Origin of the sequence: Pseudomonas sp. ok266, from assembly GCF_900110195.1 — a bacterium.
Classification (GTDB): Bacteria; Pseudomonadota; Gammaproteobacteria; order Pseudomonadales; family Pseudomonadaceae; genus Aquipseudomonas; species Aquipseudomonas neuropathica.
In genome coordinates this window covers 245798-264187 of the sequence record NZ_FOCU01000012.1, presented here as the reverse complement: position 1 = coordinate 264187, position 18390 = coordinate 245798, and the positions used below count along the sequence as shown (strand labels likewise).

General features: G+C 57.2%; 16 protein-coding genes. 8 read left to right on the top strand and 8 right to left on the bottom strand.

Annotated features, from left to right (window positions below):
• Window positions 1–678 (top strand): hypothetical protein (locus BMY54_RS30655; RefSeq protein ID WP_093437983.1); only part of this gene is annotated, 678 nt, incomplete at its 5' end.
• Between the two features lie 242 nt (window positions 679–920).
• Here the strand turns inward: BMY54_RS30655 and BMY54_RS22875 are convergent.
• Entirely contained in the window at window positions 921–2009 is a 1089-nt protein-coding gene (locus tag BMY54_RS22875; RefSeq protein ID WP_139213437.1) for a putative phage abortive infection protein, read from the bottom strand.
• 219 nt (window positions 2010–2228) lie between these two features.
• The gene (locus BMY54_RS22870) at window positions 2229–2660 is read right to left on the bottom strand and encodes a type II secretion system protein N (protein ID WP_093437973.1); all 432 of its coding nucleotides are present in this window, start codon (window positions 2658–2660) and stop codon (window positions 2229–2231) included.
• A 120-nt stretch (window positions 2661–2780) separates the two neighbouring features.
• Here BMY54_RS22870 and gspH point away from each other — a divergent pair, with 120 nt between their 5' ends.
• Window positions 2781–3227: a type II secretion system minor pseudopilin GspH gene (gene gspH / locus BMY54_RS22865; protein ID WP_093437968.1), complete on the top strand. Its 447-nt coding sequence runs from the start codon at window positions 2781–2783 to the stop codon at window positions 3225–3227.
• Entirely contained in the window at window positions 3224–3832 is a 609-nt protein-coding gene (locus tag BMY54_RS22860; RefSeq protein WP_093437963.1) for a prepilin-type N-terminal cleavage/methylation domain-containing protein, read from the top strand. The genes gspH and BMY54_RS22860 overlap by 4 nt, the downstream gene beginning before the upstream one ends.
• Before the next feature lie 131 nt (window positions 3833–3963).
• Here the strand turns inward: BMY54_RS22860 and BMY54_RS22855 are convergent, their stop codons facing one another.
• The 4 genes from BMY54_RS22855 to BMY54_RS22840 form a co-directional block, all read right to left on the bottom strand.
• Complete coding sequence (locus BMY54_RS22855; protein WP_093437958.1) at window positions 3964–5037, bottom strand: hypothetical protein; 1074 nt, start codon at window positions 5035–5037, stop codon at window positions 3964–3966.
• Window positions 5038–5869: 832 nt separating this feature from the next.
• Window positions 5870–6808, bottom strand: a complete 939-nt coding sequence (locus tag BMY54_RS22850; RefSeq protein ID WP_093437952.1) for a FecR family protein — start codon at window positions 6806–6808, stop codon at window positions 5870–5872.
• A 31-nt stretch (window positions 6809–6839) separates the two neighbouring features.
• Window positions 6840–7391, bottom strand: coding sequence for an RNA polymerase sigma factor (locus BMY54_RS22845; protein ID WP_093437948.1), 552 nt, complete (start codon window positions 7389–7391; stop codon window positions 6840–6842).
• Complete coding sequence (locus tag BMY54_RS22840; RefSeq protein ID WP_093437943.1) at window positions 7388–8053, bottom strand: secretin and TonB N-terminal domain-containing protein; 666 nt, start codon at window positions 8051–8053, stop codon at window positions 7388–7390. The genes BMY54_RS22845 and BMY54_RS22840 overlap by 4 nt, the downstream gene beginning before the upstream one ends.
• A gap of 207 nt (window positions 8054–8260) precedes the next feature.
• Between BMY54_RS22840 and BMY54_RS22835 the strand changes: the two genes are divergently transcribed.
• The gene (locus BMY54_RS22835; RefSeq protein ID WP_093437938.1) at window positions 8261–8575 is read left to right on the top strand and encodes a hypothetical protein; all 315 of its coding nucleotides are present in this window, start codon (window positions 8261–8263) and stop codon (window positions 8573–8575) included.
• Window positions 8576–8703: 128 nt separating this feature from the next.
• On the opposite strand, the gene BMY54_RS22830 is transcribed toward BMY54_RS22835, so the two are convergent.
• Entirely contained in the window at window positions 8704–9144 is a 441-nt protein-coding gene (locus tag BMY54_RS22830; RefSeq protein ID WP_093437933.1) for a carboxymuconolactone decarboxylase family protein, read from the bottom strand.
• A gap of 311 nt (window positions 9145–9455) precedes the next feature.
• On the opposite strand from BMY54_RS22830, the gene BMY54_RS22825 reads away from it, so the two are divergent.
• From BMY54_RS22825 to BMY54_RS22810, 4 genes are all read left to right on the top strand, one after another.
• Window positions 9456–10889: a MocR-like pyridoxine biosynthesis transcription factor PdxR gene (locus tag BMY54_RS22825; RefSeq protein WP_093437929.1), complete on the top strand. Its 1434-nt coding sequence runs from the start codon at window positions 9456–9458 to the stop codon at window positions 10887–10889.
• Between the two features lie 123 nt (window positions 10890–11012).
• Window positions 11013–11306 (top strand): putative quinol monooxygenase, encoded by a 294-nt coding sequence (locus BMY54_RS22820; RefSeq protein WP_093437926.1) that lies wholly within the window; start codon window positions 11013–11015, stop codon window positions 11304–11306.
• 239 nt (window positions 11307–11545) lie between these two features.
• Window positions 11546–11950 (top strand): cupin domain-containing protein, encoded by a 405-nt coding sequence (locus BMY54_RS22815; protein WP_093437923.1) that lies wholly within the window; start codon window positions 11546–11548, stop codon window positions 11948–11950.
• A 217-nt stretch (window positions 11951–12167) separates the two neighbouring features.
• Window positions 12168–12881, top strand: coding sequence for an ATPase (locus BMY54_RS22810; protein WP_093437919.1), 714 nt, complete (start codon window positions 12168–12170; stop codon window positions 12879–12881).
• 166 nt (window positions 12882–13047) lie between these two features.
• Here the strand turns inward: BMY54_RS22810 and BMY54_RS22805 are convergent, their stop codons facing one another.
• The gene (locus tag BMY54_RS22805; RefSeq protein ID WP_093437914.1) at window positions 13048–17943 is read right to left on the bottom strand and encodes an NAD-glutamate dehydrogenase; all 4896 of its coding nucleotides are present in this window, start codon (window positions 17941–17943) and stop codon (window positions 13048–13050) included.
• Window positions 17944–18390 lie beyond the last annotated feature (447 nt).

The window sequence follows — 18390 nt, the reverse complement described above, 5'->3', positions numbered from 1 at the left end:
CTCCCGAACTTTAAATCTCCATTCGCCATTCAGAACGACTACATTCAGCGCCTCGAAAACTATGCAAATCTCACAGAAATCCCGTTAAAGTTCGCAATATTTTATTCCCAACTTAACAAATGGATATTACTTTCCAAAGACTCTTTCACAGCCCATAAAACAAAGCACACCACCACTTTTATTGAAGCAATGGCCAAGAATGAGATGTCGATACTCGGCGATAGAATGATAGGCACAAAGCCACCTCTCTCGGTTGTCTTTGTTGCCAATCCAGAGAAGGAGGCATTTATTACAGAAGACAACCAAGCAAGCTTCATGATATCTGATATTAAGCTCTATTGCGCAGGTGAGGAAATCATCAACGACACAGAGAAAAACATTGCCTTTTATCTCGTTCAATTTGGAAAGTGGGCAGAGTCGGAAGGTGAGGCATTTTTCAACGGTGATCGTTTAGCCGGAGTGAAGCTTGATTACCAGTCGGAGCACAAGGAAGAAATGGAAAATGCGCGCCAGCAAGGATTTGGAATTATCGATCACTTGAGTTCGATGATAAGTACAGCTTATAAACAACATACAGTTTACGAGAAGCGAGTCATCGCGCTAGATACTGCTGCTGACCCGGAAGTATTTTCGGTTGAGATTCCAGATGGATACAGTGGGGATAACCTTCCGCTTTAGCAAATTGAGCTTAAATCGAATACGGACTATGTTATCAACAAATAAAACCAATCCGACGACGATTTATTTATCCAAAAATCGTCGCCCAATCTTCTCTCAATTGTTAATAGCCTACACCCATGAATCATCCAACATCATAGAACAACGTTGTATTCTTGCTAGCATTTAAAGTGGGAGCAGATTTTTTAGAAGTTTATCCGCCCACTTGAAATCATCACAAATGCGATCGCGGCATCTGCTATTTATTTTCGAGATCGCAAGTTTCGAATTAATTTGTTTCGATCGATACTTTCAGAATCTGCAAAAGCCAGCTCATCGAATAACTCAAGCGCAACTGAACTGTGTTCTCCAAAAAGCTTTCTATCCATATGCTTTAGGAGTGAGAACCGCTCAACGTAAAACTTCAAACCTTCACCTCGATCCGTGAGGCAATTCATAAATATTAAGCTCAGTTCGGCAGAACTCAACTGAGCGCGTAGCATATTTGAGTAGTTCCGCTGAGAATTATAATTATCCAACCATACTCGCATATTTGCCCTAGAACCTGGCCGAGACATTCTTAGAGGGTCGAGACCAAAGCTATCAACCTGCTTTAATAATTGATACAAATTCCTAAAATAATGCGAAAGGGAGTTTTGGTACTGCGTCGATACAGTTTTACTGCGCACCAAAATTTTTTCAACATAATTTTTTGGCCGACTGCTACTATGCCCTATTGGAAAGTAATTTTGTTCGATAAAAACAAACGCTCGAAGTCCAACATAAATATCGTTTATCGGCCTACCAATATTATCCACTCTTGACACTTCAACCGTCATTTCATTCACAAGCCGCGAATGAATATCAAGCAACCGAAAGAAAACAGACTCAAAATTTTGCCGCTCAAATATCAAACTTTGTTGAGCTTGAATACGTTGATTCTCTTTAGCGTCGGCCCTAGCCAGGGCTAGCTCCTTATTTTGAGCGCGTAAACTATACAGAACGGCAATCAGTGCTGTAAAACTCAAAAGAGGATTTAGTATTCCGCCAACAAAATCACCTATCTGCCCCCAATATGCAGCAGTTTCCGTTCTCTGCAATGCAACAAAAGGGATATCTTCGCCACTAATAAAATGTAAGTAAACCGCGCCAGCAACACCACCTATTGATGCTATTGCCATCACTGCAATCATGATTGGGATCATAAATGTTAAAAAATTATCAAGCTTTACCAACAACAATTTCAACAAAAAACCACGCCCAGCTATCCTACTATAATAATAGTTATGCTGAAACTCTGAAATAATCTTTCTCATATATAACCCAGGAATAAAATGGCAGCTTGCCATCATATCGAACACCTGCATTAATCAGCAACATTTAAATTTCCCCGCCTTAGCGTTGAGCCTCCCCCAAAGTTAAACTTTTAGCTGATATTGATATCACTTCGATCCGCTTCTAACCGAATGCCACCATGAATCTACTCTACTCATCCGTTCTCCTCTTCTGGAGAAGCGACTGAACTGCCACCCAATCAAAGGTCAAAAATAACTACGCTCATCTCTAAATAGTTAGGGCCGAGCTAATCTCGGCAACACCACCCCCTCCGCCAACCTCTCCACCCCCAACCTTACCCTCTCCCCACCCTGCTCAATCACCACCCCATCCCCCTCCACCGCCACCAACTTCACCCCAGGCCCCACCTTCTCCCCCTGCAAAAAACTCCTCGGCGGCCCATCGTTCAGACTCAATATCGCCACCGCCCCCCGACTCCCCGCCATCACCCCGCTCACCTTGATGTCCACCGGCGCTGTTTGATTGGAAAACCACTGCAACGCCGGGCTATCACTCCGCGCCGCCAGCAATTGCGGGGCCGCTGCCGGGGTGTGGGATTCGGCGGAGGTCAGCAGCAGCGACGACCACGTCGCCACGCCGACCAGCGCTGCGAGCAGCGCGAGGGCCTGGACCATTTGGGGTGGGAAAAAGCGTGTGGTGAAGGTCATGGGTTGAATCTCCTTTTTATCCCTGCTGTCAGCCTACGCGGCAATTCTCTCCGTTTTATTTCACACGCCTTACATGTTGGCCGTGCACGATGGCGCAGGACGCAAAGGAGCTCGCGCGCGATGAACAGGCAAGAGGGTTTTACGCTGATCGAGTTGATGGTGGTGCTGGTGATCATCGGCATCGCCAGTGCGGCGATCAGCTTGAGTATCAAGCCTGATCCGTTGCAGTTGCTGCGCAAGGATGCCGAGCGTGTGGCGCATTTGCTGCAGGTGGCGCAGGCGGAGGCCCGCGCGGATGGCCGGCCGATTGTGTGGGTGAGTGATGCCAAGGGGTTTCGGTTTAGTCGGCGCAGTGACAGTGGCAAGGGGTTTGATCATTTCGCGCAGGATCCGCAGTTGCGACCGCGTGCCTGGCAGAGTCCGAAGATGGAGGTGCGGGTGGAGCCGAAACAGAGGGTCGTGCTGAACGCTGAGTGGATCAATCCGCCACTGCAATTGACGTTGTCGGATGGCTTGAATCGCTTGAGTGTGCTGCGTGATGGCAGTGGAAGGATCAGCCTGCAATGAAGCGCCAGCAGGGGTTTACGCTGATTGAGGTGATGGTCGCGATTCTGTTGATGGCGGTGGTGAGTCTGATTGCCTGGCGGGGGCTGGACAGTGTGACGCGGGCGGACAGTCATTTGCAGGCCAGCAGTGAGCAGAGTGACGCTTTGTTGCGGGCGTTGAATCAGTTGCAGCGGGATGTGGAGATGCGGGCGGGGATTGAGTTGACCGAGCCGAAGAAGGTTGGGGTGGATGATGAGCCGCCGAGCGCCCCGCCCGCTCTGACTGTGCGCAGTAGCGACAGTAAGGGTTTTCGGCTGGATATTATTCGGACGGCGGCGGATCAGCCGGGGGCTTTGCAGCGGGTGCGCTGGTGGGTCAAGGGCGACACGTTGTATCGAGCGGTGGCTGAGGCGCGGAGTCAGTATCCGTTGCCGGCGCCTGGGAATGGGGTTGCTGTTTTGAGTGATGTCAGTGATGTGCAGGTGCGGGTTTGGGAGGTGGATAAGGGCTGGCGGCAGTTGAGTGGGAATCGGCGGGAGGATCCGTTGGGGTTGGAGATATACCTGACCCGCCAAACACCCCAAGGGCCTGAAAAATACCGTCAAGTGATTGGTCCACTGCAATAAACCAGCATCACCGCACAAGTCCGAGGGAGCGGGCTTGAATTCCTCACGCCCTTCGTCTTGGAAATGTCACTACGTTGACGGGCCGACGAAGACCGAGCTGGCCTTCATGGACTGACCGGCGTCATAGGCGATTACAGGATGCCGCTCAGCACTTCTTCCAAGCTGTCACCATCTGAGTTCTCAAAAAGACCGCCCTCACCAAACAACACCTGAATGTTGGCCTGTTTGAAGAAGTCCGCTGCTGCAAAATCTGATGCTGTGCTCGCCGGCAGCACCAATATGAGCTTGGTATCAATATCTCCGAAACGATGCCGGTAGTAGGCAAGCTGGCCAAATCCAGCGTAGAGCTGTGCTGACATGGCGCTGCTGGTTTTGACCTCAAAAATCACCTTGGCCTTTTCTGTGGCTCTGCTGACTAGCGCCAAATCGACACGGTGCTTGCCAACCTTGAGCTCGGAATTTCCCTTAACGAGTTCATCCAGCTTGCGATGGAGGGCATTACAGAGCGGTCCGTGTAGATACTGGTATTCGCATTTGTCCTGCCTAGGTACATAAGACTTGCTGCCCTCAAACTCTTCTTGCTCCCGCCACTTCGAGCTAGATTCGACTTCAACTTCATCTTCGTCGTAGGGAGCCGGAACTGGGTTCTCGGCATAATCTCCCAACTCCGCCTTCCTTTGCTCCTTCAGCCGCTTCACCTTGAAGAGGAACTCGGCAATGTCATTTGCGATACTCGGGGAGTTTGTTGAGGACACAGCGATTACGTCCGCATTCCTACCGTCGTCTTCTACCTCTATCAACCAATCCTGAAAGTGCTCAAAGGCGTATGTGCGGGGCACCCGGCCACGGAATGCCGTGAAGGTGCCGCGATGACCGATTAGAGTTTCGCCGTCAGGACCAGCTATCAAAACCCCTGAAACCTTGCGGTTGAGGCCGTCAGGAATGTTGATCTCAGCGTCCGGAGAAAGTGTTCCGCCCTCAAAACCCAGCTTGAATAGGTGTGCTTGTCTCCCATCCCAGGGCGGAGGAATAGCGAATAGCATTTCCCCCAGATCGGTTTCCAATGCATAGGTAAGGCAAAGTGCTTTATCTCCACTCGGAAATGCCCACACCTCTTTCCCGCGGGGCTTTGCCTGATCGATCAGAACCTTTTGGAAAGATCGAATGCCTCTACGAAGCCGAGCGTTCACTGTAATGACCTGCACCACTCTTTCTCCCCGTTCACCTAGGAGGCCACGGGATCCTCGAAAGAATCAGTGGCCATCAAATCTCGGAATGCTAGCACTTTGACACATCGCTGTATCACCTGCTGTACCGCAATTCGAGAGCTGTATTAGGCCAGTTCACCTGCTCGAGTAAGACGTGGCCCCGCTGAAGAAGGTATGACTGCAGTCAGTTGGGGATCGGTTGACTGAGAGGCCGCCTTCGCGAGCAGGCTGGCTCCCACAATTGGATTGGGGGTAGTTAGTTGGGGATTGGTTGGCTGGTAGGTCGTCATCGCGAGCAGGCTCACTCCTACAATTGGATCGGGTGCAGTCTGCGAGAGATTGGTTGGCTGGAGGGCCGCTTTCGCGAGCAAGCTCGCTCCCACAATTGGATTGGGGGTAGTCAGTTGGGGATTGGTCGGCTGGCAGGCCGCCTTCGCGAGCAGGCTCGCTCCCACAGTTTTTAATCTGCGTACACCGCAGCGGCAAAGCCGCCCCACTCAACAGGATGAGCGTTAGCTCGGCTGCGGCTTTTGATCTTGATCCACGGGCGACGTCGGAAGGCTGAGTGGAGGGATTCATCCGGGGGTGGGAGCGCAGCGACCGTTTGGCGCAGCCAAATGCATCGAGAGGAGGTGCAGCGAAGCAAACCGTAGGCGATGCGCCCGGATGGAGCCCGGAGCGAAGGAACCCCGAGCCCCAGCGAGCGGGCCGCACGTAGGAGCAAGCGTTTTTGGTTACTTTTGAGGCGTTTGTCAAAAGTGACCCGCCGTAAGGGCGGAACCCTAAGCAGCCATAACCGCAGCAACGGATATGTCCCCAATAAAACCCATTAACTCAAAACGACAACGCCGCCAGGCAGCTCAGTGCATTTGACGCCATAAGCATCGCGAATCAGCAATGCAACGCCAGCAAGTTGATCAAGGCTAAAACGCGCCTGCACCCGCCGCTGCCCAAGCTCACGGTTGAGCAGCAACAACATCCCCGGCCGATACCGATTGATCTCATCAATCATCTGGCTCAGCGTAGCGCCGTTAAACACCAGCACCTGCTGACGCCAATTCATCACCGCCGCCGTGTCGACACTCTGCACACTGCCAACCTGCCGCGCGTCGTAAGTCACCTGCTGCCCCGGTTCAAGACGCAGGCTACGACCCTCAACATCCACCTCAACCGCGCCATCAAGACAAGTCACACAGACTTGCTGATCAGTATTACGCAAGTTGAACCGCCCCTGACTCGCACGCAACCACCCTCCCCCAGCCTGCATCGCCAACGGCAACCGCGCGGTCTGCACTTCAACTTCACCACTGACCAGTTCAAACCCCTGCACACCGTCAGACACCGCACGCTGATTAATCCGCGTCTGAGTGTTCAGCTCCAGACTCACACCCTGCACCGGTTCGAAACGACGCTGCTGGCCAACTTCAGTGATGTAGTCCGCGCCCAGCCCTTCAAAACCACCAGGAATCGTCCCGCGCACCAGCAAAAACGCCGCCGACGCAGCAATCGCCCCACCGAGAAAAGCACGTCGACCAAACCCACGCGGCGCCTGCATTTGCTCCACGGCCGGTTGCAGGTTGTGCCACAACACCTTGGCCTCTTCGAACGCGCGGGCATGCTCGGCGCTCTGCGCGCACCATTCGCGCAGGGCGCGGGCATCGGCCACGGTGGCGCGGCCAGAGGTCAGCAGGACCAGCCAGTCGCGGGCTTCGCTGTGCAAATTGTCGACCGCCGATGGCTCGGCAGGTGTCAGTCGAAAGATGTTCAAACGCGCAGATTCTCAACGAATTGATCGGGCACTATTCAGAAGACGGTTTTCCGGCCCCGCGACCGAACCGCTGAAACACTTTTCTTTCCAGTTTCGCGGCGCAGAAGCCCAACGCGGCTTTGATTTCCTTCTCGACCATGCGCGTGGAAATGCCGAAGCGCTGGGAGATTTCCAGATGCGGCGCCTCTTCCAGACGCGCCGCGATGAAGATCTTCCGGCGCCGTGCGGGCAGCTCGTACAACGCACTGAGCAGCGACTGGATTTCCTTCTGCCCACCCACTACTCGCGCCGGATCGAGGGCTTCGTCGCCGATTTGCAGCAGCTCCTCGACTTCCTCGCCGGTGAGCAGGCGCGCATCGGCCTGGCGGCGGTCGGCGGCGATGTTCAGGGCCATGCGATAGAGGTAGGCATTGGGCCGCAGGACGTTCGGCGGCGTCTCCATGCGGTCGACCCGCAGGTAGGTTTCGTGCAGCACGTCGTTGGCCAGATCTTCCGAACCGAGACGCCTGCGCAGGCGCACCCGAAAGTCCTCGTAGGAGGCCAGGAACAGTTGGACCATCGAACCTTGTCCGGCGTCTTTCATCCCCCGGAAACTCCTTCCCATTTGGTGCATTCCATGCGTTTCCCTGACGACTCCGGTAACAACAGCAACGTGACCGGCTGACGCAAGGCGCTGGGCGTCGGCCGGTCGATTTTGAGGTTGCGAAAACTTTCCACCAGCGCGTTGTCGCGCCGTACATCACCGGTCGAAGTGACCAACCGGTTGTGCTGCACCAAGCCGTCGCGGCCGACCCAGACCTGCAACACCGCGCGATAACTGCCCGGCCGGGTCAGCGGCGAGCGGCACAGGTTGCGCTCGATCGCTGCCTGCACCGCCGTCGCGTAACTGCGGTTGACCGCCACGCTCTCGGGCGTCTGTTTTTGCGGCGGCGCCGGCACGTCTTCGACCTGCGCCACTTGCAAGGTAAACGCATCGTCGCGGGCGTAACGCGCCATCAAACCACTGCCGCCGAGCAAGCGACGCAGGGCATCGGCGGCGGTGTATTCACCGTCCACCGCCAACGAGCGGCGACCGCGACTCAACTGACTGTCGACCAGCACCGCAACGCCAGTGGCATGGCTGTACTGATCCAGCGCGTGCGCCAGATCCTGTGCCGGAATGTGCAGCGTCATGCGCAAGTCCGCCGGCACCGCGTCAGCCATGGCCTGGCCCGCCGCACAGCCAAGCAGCCACCCCAGACACATCCGGCGCACAAGCCTCGTTGAACGCTGAAAACCGTCCGTGGAATTGCCTCGCTGCACGGCTGACGAATCCTTGGAAATCGTCATCCTGAGGGCTGTTTATGAATCTGGTGTGACGGGCGGTGCAAAAAAACCATCACGGGAATTGCGCAAGGCTTGCACTAGACTCAAGCCATAGCGCGGCCCCGTCGGGCCGGCCAGGAGGCGAGCATGAACACACTGTGGCGATTGAGCCTTGGCGGGCTGTTGTTGATGGCGCTGTCGAGCGCTTATGCCGAGGAACCGTTGGGCTGTGTCGAGGTGACGGTCGGCGGTTACAAGGCGCCGAATTACGATTGTCTGAGCCAGCAGATGGGCAACAACCCGGAAGGCGCTGCGGCGGCGGAAAAGAATCGGGAGGCGCTGAATGTGCCGGTGAACAAACGTCCGCCGAATCAGGTTGGACTGGCGACGCCGGCCGCGACCAGTACGCGGATGGGCAATACCTTCGGCACCTCGGTGAAACCGCAACGCCCACCGCAATGACACCCCACCGATCGTTCCCACGCGCAGCAAAGGAATGCCTCAACGGACGCTCCGCGTTCGGCTCTGGAGGGGACGCGGAGCGTCCCGGCTGCATTCCCACGCAGAGCGTGGGAACGATCAGGGCAGGCTCAGTCGCTGGGGGTTTGGCGGAAGCTCACCGCAAGGCGATTCCAGCTGTTGATGGTGGTCACGGCCATGGTCAGGTCGACCAGTTCGCCTTCGCTGAATTGCTCGCGCGCTTGCTGATACACCTCATCGGGCACCCGGCTCTCCGCTAACAACGTCACCGCCTCCGCCCAAGCCAACGCCGCACGCTCACGCGGGTTGAAGAAATTGCTGTCGCGCCACACCGCAATCGCATACAAACGCCGATCACTCTCCCCGGCCCTCCGCGCATCCACCGAGTGCATATCGGTGCAGAACGCGCAGCCATTGAGCTGTGAAGCACGGATGCGGACCAGTTGCAGCAGCGGCTGCTCGATGCTGAGGTTGGCGGTCAGCGCCTCCATGGCAATCATCGCTTTCATCGCTTTGGGCGAAGCGTTGTAGTAATCCAGGCGCGGGGACATGGGCAGGTCTCGGTAGACGGAATAATGAGTTCACCGTAAACGCCGACAGCGGCGCATTACAGCCCCAATTTGTCGAATTGTGGGTACACCACTGAATCGCGGATATACACGATACCTGTGGGAGCGAGCTTGCTCGCGAAAGCGCCAATCCAGACACCCTATTTGGCGACTGACACACCGCATTCGCGAGCAAGCTCGCTCCCACAGGGGATCTAGGCCAATTTCGGGTTTTTCGGGTAGGCAACTATTGCCGATCCCGCAACAGCGGTAATCTGGCAGGCACGCCAATTAGCCCCAGGAGCCTCGTCGGTATGGAACTTCACGTCGTGATCAACGGCCGCAAGGATCTTGCCGGTCAGTTGTATCAGCAACTGCGCGGGGCCATTGAATCCGGGCGTCTGGCCGCCGGTACGCAATTGCCGCCCAGCCGTCTGCTCGCCGAGCAACTGGGCATCTCGCGCAAGACCATTTCCGATACCTACGCACAGCTAACCTACGAAAACTTCCTCACCGGGGTGATCGGCAAAGGCACTTACGTCAACGCGCGTCCGGCGCAGATCCAGCGCAAACAGAGCCACACCGAACTGGCCGGCGCCGAGGTGATCGAGAGCTGGCGCAATCTGCCGGTGTTTCTGCGTCACCCGACGCTGGAAGGTTCGCTGCGCTATGACTTTATCGGCGGCGCCACCAGCAAGGGCCAGTTCCCGCAGGATGACTGGCGCCGCTGCGTGTCTCACGCGATGCGGCAGATGGCGCAGTCCAAGGGTTTCTATAGCCTGCCCGAGGGCTTGCCGGCGCTGCGCAATGCGATTGCCCGGCACATCGCGTTTTCTCGCGGGATCAACTGTCAGGACGAAGACATCGTCGTGTGCAATGGCGCGCAACAGGCGCTGGACCTGATCACCCGCGTCTTGATCAGCCCCGGCAGTCTTGTAGCCATGGAAGATCCCGGTTATCCGCCGGCACGTTTGCTGTTCGCCACCCATGGCGCCGAGGTGGTCGGGATTCCGGTAGATGCCGAGGGCATTCAGGTCGAACACATTCCCGAGGGCACGCGCCTTATCTATGTCACGCCGTCGCACCAGTTCCCGCTGGGCATGCCGATGAGTCAGGCGCGCCGTGAAGCCTTGCTGGCTCGCGCGCATGAGTTGGGCGCGATCATCATCGAGGACGACTATGACAGTGAGTTTCGCTATGAAGGCCGGCCCACTGATTCGCTGTTCAACCTCGACCAGCGCGGCATCGTCGCTTACGTCGGCACCTTCTCGAAAACCCTGCTGCCGGAGCTGCGCCTGGGTTATGCGATCCTACCGCCGGCCATTCTCGAAGCGGTGATCCGCGCCAAGCAGCTCACCGACCTGCACGCCTCGACCTTGCCGCAATGGGCGCTGGCCAAGTTCATCGCCGAGGGTTGCCTGCTCAAGCACATCCGCCGCTGCCACACCATTTATGCGCAACGCCGCGAGCGCATTCTGGCGCGCATGGCCGACGATCTTTCGCCGTGGCTGCAGGCGGTGCCGCCGAGTGCCGGGTTCCACATGGCGGTGTTCTGCAAGGTGCCGATCGACCTGCCGCTGGTGATCGAACTGGCGAAAAAGGTCGAAGTCGGCCTGTATGCGATCAACGGTTTCTATTACCAGCAAACGCCGAAAAACGGCCTGTACTTTGGCTTCGGCGCCATCGAGACCCTCGATATCGATACCGCGCTGGATCGTCTGCGCGACATTCTGCAACAAGTTGCCTGAATGATTGGTCTGGGCGATTAACCGCCGATTGGTTATTGGTGATCGACAGGTGCAGGCCTATTCTGCACAGGCGTTATCCCTCAATGAGCAGGATTCGTCCGGCCTGATTCAGGAGTGTGAGCAATGTCCAACGAAGTGATCAATACGGTGCAGGTGCAGGCTGCCGCCGGCCGCTCGGATGAACTGGGCAGGCAACTGCAGAAGATCGTCGAAACCCTGCGCGAAACACCGGGCTGCGATTCCTACCTGGTCGACCGCTGCCCCGAGGACGGCCACCGCTGGACGGTCAGTGCCCGCTGGCAGTCGGAAGCGGCGATGCAGGCGCATTTCAACCGGCCCGAGGCGCAGGGGTTTATTGACTTGATCGATAGTCGGCTGGCCAATAGCGTCGACTTCAATAGCTTCCCTATCGTCTGATCTGACGCCTTCGCGAGCAGGCTCGCTCCCACAGGGTTATTGGTTGTTCACAAGATAGGTGAACAACCGCAGAACCTGTGGGAGCGAGCTTGCTCGCGAAGACGTATTCCGCCACACCAATAACCTTTCTGACGCCCCGCAAATTGGTCACCTGATCTTCCCGAATATTGGCCGTTTGAATGCTTAGCCCTGCGGACTACTGTGATCAGCAACACCCCGATCATCACAGGTAACCCCCCATGAAAGCCCTGCCATTCTTCGCCGCTGCCCTTGCCCTGAGCCTTTGCACTTCGGCCGTTTTCGCCCACGACCCGTCGGAAAAAGTCACCGTCCTGCAAGACCAGATGCTGAAAAACGCTCCCGGCAAAAAAGCCATGATGATCGAGGTTGATTACAAACCCGGCCAATCCTCGATCGCCCACAAACACGACGGCACGGCGATGGCTTACGTGCTCGAAGGTGAAGTGATTTCCCAAGTGAAGGGCGAACAGGCGATTACCTACAAAAAGGGCCAGTTCTGGTACGAGCCTGCTGGCTCCGAACATCTGGTGTCGAAAAATGCCAGCAAAACCAAATCGGCCAAGTTGCTGGTATTCATGGTGCTGGCCCCGGACGAACAAGTGTTGATCCCGCTGAAAAACTGATGGCTGTTTAACCAGCCATAAATAAAAAAGGCTCAAATCGTTGATTTGGGCCTTTTTATTGCCCGGGGCAATTAACCGCGCCGGGTTACAGCAAATGAACCTAATCAACTGCTGTTAGCTCAGCAAATTGTCAGGTTGGCGGGTTTAGTCTGAATTAACGGTCGTGATTTACGACCTTTAAACTTTCCGACTGATGTTGTTTCACGGGAGAAACACCATGAAACTTGCCTTTGCCAGTGTACTGGCGATATCGGTTTTAGCTCTGTCAGCCTGTTCGGTACCCACCGCGCCCCAAGCCGTTTCCTCACTGGACACCCTGCTCCCCCATCCCACCGGCCGCAGCAGCGCCACTCAGGTTAAAAGCGGTCCCGGCGTGTCGCTCGGCGTGGTCTACAGCCCAAGCACTCAGACCAACCGCGAATACCTGCGCGACTACCAGGCCAACGCCGGCACCGGTTTCGGCCAGAGCCTGTTGGTGCAACCGATCCATGACGCCTACGTCGCCAGCTCGAAACCGGACATGGCGGTGGAATGGGTCAACGCCTCGCTGCAGCGTCAGTTCGGCTCGGTGACGGTGTATCCGGACATGCAAAGCCTGCGTGCGGCCAGACCGGATGTGGTGGCGATCATCGATACCCACAGCCAGTTGATCACTTCGCGCAGTTCCGACATCAAGGCCGACGTCAGTGCCGATTTTTATGATGCGCAGTTGAACTATATCGGTACGGCGAAAGGCTCCGAGGCAAGAGAGCTGACACCGGTGTGGGCGGACTTCAAGGGTTCGGAGGAAATTGTGGCGGATATTAACCAGCAGCAGGATGTGCAAGTTCGGGCGTTGCAGAAGTTTGACCAGTCGCTCAACAATTTGGTCGCGCGGCCTGCGGACAAAGTGTCGATGCTGGATAGTAAACAGTCATCTAAGTTGTATTGATACCAAGGGACCCTTCGCGAGCAAGCTCGCTCCCACAGGGGGAATGCATTTCAAATGTGGGAGCGAGCTTGCTCGCGAAGGGGCCGCAACAGGCACCACAAAAACCCTCAAACATAAAAAAGCCCCGGCATCTCTCGACACCGGGGCTTTTTCATTCAGCGCTTACTTATGCCAGTTCAAGCTCGGCATTCGCAGCCACCGCAGGCACTACCGCTTGCCCGCTCAACGCCAGATCCAGCAGTTCACGGTTGGCCACGGCATACATGGCGTAGTCCGTGCCGCTTGCCGCGCGGATTTCCACCAGCATGGCGCGCCAGCGCGAGATCATGCTTTCGTGCTGTTCCATCCACAGCGCCAGACGTGCTTCCACGTCTTGAGTGCCGTCGCCCTGTTGCAGGACGGAGATGGTGATCGCCCGTTGCTGCCAGTCGACGTCATCACGGAACGCTTCACGGGCCAGGGCTTGCCAGTTGTTTTCAACCGGCAGCGCGCTGATCTGTTGCAGGTACCAGGTGATGTCCAGCGCACTGCCCACGGCGAAGTAAGCCTTGGCCACTTCAGCAGGGTTCTGGCCAGTCACGTCGGACGCTTCGATGATCGGCAGCAAGGTGTACAGGTGCGAGGTGCCCGCCACCATACGCGCCAGCAACTCCGGCACACCGGCTTCGACGTAAGCCTGATAACGCGCCTGCCAGTTTTCGCGGATTTCGCCGCTCAGCAGTTCGTCGAGCTTCAAACCCAGCTCTTTCAGGTGCGGACCGAAGTGCGCGGTGTCACGGGCAGCGTTCTGCTCGTTGCGACGGGCACGCAGGAACCAGCGCGTAGCGCGGCGACCCAGACGCATCAGCTCGTCCATCAGCTCCAACTGCACGTCAGCGCTGACTTGGTAGTCCAGCGCTTCGATCTGACGGAACCAGTGCGGGAGGTGGAAGATGTCACGCACGATCACGTAAGCACCGGCCACATTCGCCGGGCTCATGCCGGTCGACTCTTTGAGTCGTTGAACGAAGGTGATGCCCATGTGGTTGACCAGGTCGTTGGCGATCTGGGTGCTGACGATCTCGCGCTTCAGACGGTGACGACGCATGGCTTCGGAGAACTTGCTGACCAGGGTCGGCGGGAACGCCGTTTCCATGTCGCGGGTCAGGTAATCGTCGTCCGGTACCAAGGAACCCAACAGCTGCTCTTTGAGGTCGATCTTGCTGTACGAGATCAGTACCGACAGCTCAGGACGGGTCAGACCGTGGCCTTCGGCAATGCGCTCGTTGATCTGCTCTTCGGTCGGCAGGAACTCGATGGCACGGTCCAGCTTGCCACGGCCTTCCAGATCACCCATCAGACGCTTGTACTCAGCGATGCGTTCGTAAGCACGGCGCGCCGCCAGGGACAGGGCCTGAGTCTGCTTGTAGTTGTTGCCCAGCACCAGATTGCCGACTTCGTCGGTCATGCTCGCCAGCAACTGGTTGCGTTGCTTGTCGGTCATGTCACCGGCCTGAACCACTTCGTTCAGCAGGATCTTGATGTTTACTTCGTGGTCGGAGCAGTCGACGCCACCGGCGTTGTCGATGAAGTCGGTGTTGGAACCGCCGCCATTCAGACCGAATTCGACACGACCCAGCTGGGTCATGCCGAGGTTACCGCCCTCGCCCACGACTTTGCAGCGCAGCTCGTTGCCGTTTACGCGCAGTGCATCGTTGGCCTTGTCGCCGACATCGGCGTGGCTTTCGGTGCTGGCTTTGACGTAAGTACCGATACCGCCGTTCCACAGCAGATCCACCGGCGCCTTGAGCAAGGCGTTCAGCAGTTCGGTCGGGGTCAGTTTGTCAGCCTTGATGTCGAAGCGTTCCTGCATCTGCGGGGAGATCGCGATGCTCTTCGCGCTGCGCGAGAAGATGCCGCCACCTTCGGACATGATGCTGGTGTCGTAGTCGGTCCAGGCCGAACGCGGCAGGTCGAACATGCGCTGACGCTCGACGAAGCTGGTTGCCGGGTTAGGGTTCGGGTCGATGAAGATGTGCATGTGGTTGAAGGCAGCGACCAGTTGCAGCTTGTCGGACATCAACAGGCCGTTACCGAACACGTCACCGGCCATGTCGCCGACGCCGACAACAGTGATGCTGTCTTCCTGAACATTGATGCCGCGCTCGCGGAAGTGACGTTGTACGCCAACCCACGCGCCTTTGGCGGTAATGCCCATTTTCTTGTGGTCGTAACCGGCCGAACCACCGGACGCAAACGCGTCACCCAGCCAGAAGCCGTAATCGATGGCGATGCCGTTGGCGATGTCGGAGAAGGTCGCAGTGCCCTTGTCCGCTGCTACTACCAGGTACGGGTCATCGTCGTCATGACGCACGACGTTGGCCGGCGGTACCAGCGCGCCGTCTTTCAGGTTGTCGGTGATGTCCAACAGACCGGAAATGAAGATGCGGTAGCAGGCGATGCCCTCGGCCGCGATCTCGTCACGGCTGCCGCCCAGTGGCAGACGACGCGGCAGGAAGCCGCCCTTCGCGCCCACCGGCACGATGACCGAGTTCTTCACTTGCTGGGCTTTTACCAGGCCGAGGACTTCGGTACGGAAGTCTTCTTCACGGTCGGACCAGCGCAGACCACCACGCGCGACGTTACCGAAGCGCAGGTGCACGCCTTCAACGCGTGGCGAGTAGACGAAGATTTCGAACTTCGGCACTGGCTTCGGCAGTTCAGGGATCGCGTGCGGGTTGAACTTGAAGCTGAAGTACGACTTGTTCTGGCCGTTGGCGTCAGTCTGATAGAAGTTGGTCCGCAGGGTGGCTTTGATCAGGTCAAGGTAACGACGCAGGATGCGGTCTTCGTTGAGCACCTGAACGTCGTCCAGTGCGGTCAGAATCGCTTGTTCCAGACGCTGTTGCTTGTCTTCCAGATCGTCGTCGCTGAGCTTGCGCGCCAGATAGAAGCGGGTCTTGAACAACCGGGTCAGCTCGCGAGCGATGTCGGTGTGGTTGTTCAGGGTGCTGGCGATGTAACCCAGATCGAAGCCCAGACGAATCTGCTTCAGGTAACGCGCGTAAGCACGCAGCAGCGCCACGTCGCGCCACGGCAGGCCGGCGGTCAGCACCAGACGGTTGAACGCATCGTTTTCGGCGTCGCCGCGAACGATGTGGACGAAGGCGTCCTGCAGGGTGTCGTTGAGTTGCTGGATGTCGAGGTCGAGGCCTTCAGCGGCAGTGAACGCGAAGTCGTGGATCCAGAACTCGCGGCCATTGGTGTGACGCAGACGGTACGGGAATTCACCCAGTACGCGCAGACCGAGGTTTTCCAGGATCGGCAAGACGTCGGACAGCGCCAGCGGCGTGTCGGCGTGATACAGCTTGCAATGCAGCTCGCGCTGGCCGGAGACCTGACCGAGCGGCTGATAGAAGCTCATCACCAGCGGATTTTTTTCGTTGAGGCTCAGCAGGTGCTGCATGTCGACGACGGCCGAATGCGCAGCAAAACGCTCGCGGTAGCCGGCCGGGAAGCCTTTCGGGAAGTCGGCCAGCACGTTGGTGCCGTGGGCTTCGCCGAAGCTCTCGACGGTCAGTGCGGCGTAGTCGTCCTGCCAGCTGCGGCAGGCTTGTACGACTTCTTTTTCCAGCAGCACGGTGTCGATGTCGAGACGGTTTTTCGGGTCGACACGCAGGATCAACTGCACGCGCGCCAGTACCGACTCAGAGAAGAATGTCCAGAATTCGCAATCGGAAGCCTTCAGGCGCTCCATCAGCACTTGCTGGATCTTCTGGCGAACTTCGGTGGAGTAGATGTCGCGTGGCACGTAGGCCAGGCAGTAGCAGAAACGACCGTACGGGTCTTTGCGCAGGAACACGCGGATCTTGTTGCGTTCCTGGATCTGCACAATCGACATCACGGTGGTGAACAGTTCGTCGACCGGGGTCTGGAACAGGTCATCACGCGGCAGTACTTCAAGCACCTGCGCCAGTTCCTTGCCCAAGTGAGCCTTGGACTGGAAGCCGGAGCGACGCTCGATTTCTTCGACCTTGCGGCGGATGAACGGGATGACCCGCACGCTCTCGCCATACACCGACGAGGTGTACAGGCCCATGAAACGGTGTTCCTTGATGACTTTGCCGTCGGCGTCGATCTCACGGATCGACACGTAGTCCGGGTAGGCCGGACGGTGAACACGGCTTGGGTGCGCAGCCTTGGCGAACGACAGCAGGGTCGGTTCGCGCAGGTAGCTGACGGCGTAGTCTTCGATGCGCAGGTCATCGTAGGTCAGGCCGGTGCGCAGCAATTTGGTCAGGCCGAGGAAGGAGTTCTGGTCGTACTCGATGTGGCCGCCATCGGCCTGATCGGTGACCACGAATTCTTCGTAGCCGAGGAAGGTGAAGTGGTTGCCCACCAGCCATTCCAGGAAGCTTTTGATTTCGTTCTTTTCATCGGCGTCGACGGCGAAGGCGCTGTTGTCGAGCTGGGTGAGGATGTCCTGCACCTTGGCTTTCATCGGTTCGAAATCGGCGACCGCGACGCGGACTTCACCGAGAACTTGTTCCAGCTCTTTGCTCAGCACATTCAGTTCGGCCGCGTTGGCGCAGCGATCGATTTCCAGGTACATCAGCGATTCGTGCAACACGCCTTCGCCGGTGCTGCCCTTCGGCAGGATTTCCAGCAGCTCGCCCTTGCTGCCACGACGTACGCTGAGCACGGTGGTTTGCAGGGTGTGGATGCTGTAGCCGCGACGGTTCAGCTCGGTACGGACCGAGTCGACCAGAAATGGCAGGTCGTGGTGCAGGACTTCGACCGCGGTGTGGGTCGACTGCCAGCCATGACGCTCGTAATCAGGGTTGTAGACGCGCACTTGCGGTTGCGCGTGATCGAAGCGCTCAAGCAGGCGCCACGCAGAAAGAGTACAGCCAGCGAGGTCGGAGAGGCGACGTTGAGTCAGCTCGTCCAGAGAAATGATGCCGAAGAATTGTTCAGCGAACAGCGCCACTTGTGGCAGTGCCTGTTCACTGATGTGCTGCGCCAGTGCCGCTTGCAGTTGGTGCTGGAAGTCGGCTTTGCTGGCTGCGGTGAAGAACGCCATCTGTGGTACTCCGCTTAAGCTTGTTATTGATGGAAAGCGTCGCGTGCAACACCCCTTTCGGGGCTTGTGTCGCCCTGTTCCTGATTCTCGGGCAGAGGAAACAGGGGGACAGGTGGGTGAAGCTGGACGGGACACTCAGGTCACATTCACCTTCCATAGAATGAGCATCTGCAAAAGCGACTGCCAGCGGTGCCGACAATGCCTTTACGGGTGCTCATCCGTTGCGCAGCTTAAAGGGTGCGACAATGTGTCTGCTTGCGGTGCTGCGACATATTCGGTCATTGGCACGTAAACCGAGGGTCTGGCACCGGTAAACACTAGCAGTCGTGGCGGAAAATGTTGGTCTGAATGCCCGTTTTTACGGTACATGCGTGCCAGAAATGACCATTGATCCATGTCGCGTTCACGACACATCCTCTGACACTCTCACATGCAGAAATTCCCGAG

Coding starts and splice junctions, on each gene's coding strand:
- BMY54_RS22875 (WP_139213437.1), bottom strand. CDS start 2,009: ATGATGGCAAGCTGCCATTTTATTCCTGGGTTATATATGAGAAAGATT.
- BMY54_RS22870 (WP_093437973.1), bottom strand. CDS start 2,660: ATGACCTTCACCACACGCTTTTTCCCACCCCAAATGGTCCAGGCCCTC.
- gspH (WP_093437968.1), top strand. CDS start 2,781: ATGAACAGGCAAGAGGGTTTTACGCTGATCGAGTTGATGGTGGTGCTG.
- BMY54_RS22860 (WP_093437963.1), top strand. CDS start 3,224: ATGAAGCGCCAGCAGGGGTTTACGCTGATTGAGGTGATGGTCGCGATT.
- BMY54_RS22845 (WP_093437948.1), bottom strand. CDS start 7,391: ATGAAAGACGCCGGACAAGGTTCGATGGTCCAACTGTTCCTGGCCTCC.
- BMY54_RS22840 (WP_093437943.1), bottom strand. CDS start 8,053: ATGTGTCTGGGGTGGCTGCTTGGCTGTGCGGCGGGCCAGGCCATGGCT.
- BMY54_RS22835 (WP_093437938.1), top strand. CDS start 8,261: ATGAACACACTGTGGCGATTGAGCCTTGGCGGGCTGTTGTTGATGGCG.
- BMY54_RS22830 (WP_093437933.1), bottom strand. CDS start 9,144: ATGTCCCCGCGCCTGGATTACTACAACGCTTCGCCCAAAGCGATGAAA.
- BMY54_RS22825 (WP_093437929.1), top strand. CDS start 9,456: ATGGAACTTCACGTCGTGATCAACGGCCGCAAGGATCTTGCCGGTCAG.
- BMY54_RS22820 (WP_093437926.1), top strand. CDS start 11,013: ATGTCCAACGAAGTGATCAATACGGTGCAGGTGCAGGCTGCCGCCGGC.
- BMY54_RS22815 (WP_093437923.1), top strand. CDS start 11,546: ATGAAAGCCCTGCCATTCTTCGCCGCTGCCCTTGCCCTGAGCCTTTGC.
- BMY54_RS22810 (WP_093437919.1), top strand. CDS start 12,168: ATGAAACTTGCCTTTGCCAGTGTACTGGCGATATCGGTTTTAGCTCTG.
- BMY54_RS22805 (WP_093437914.1), bottom strand. CDS start 17,943: ATGGCGTTCTTCACCGCAGCCAGCAAAGCCGACTTCCAGCACCAACTG.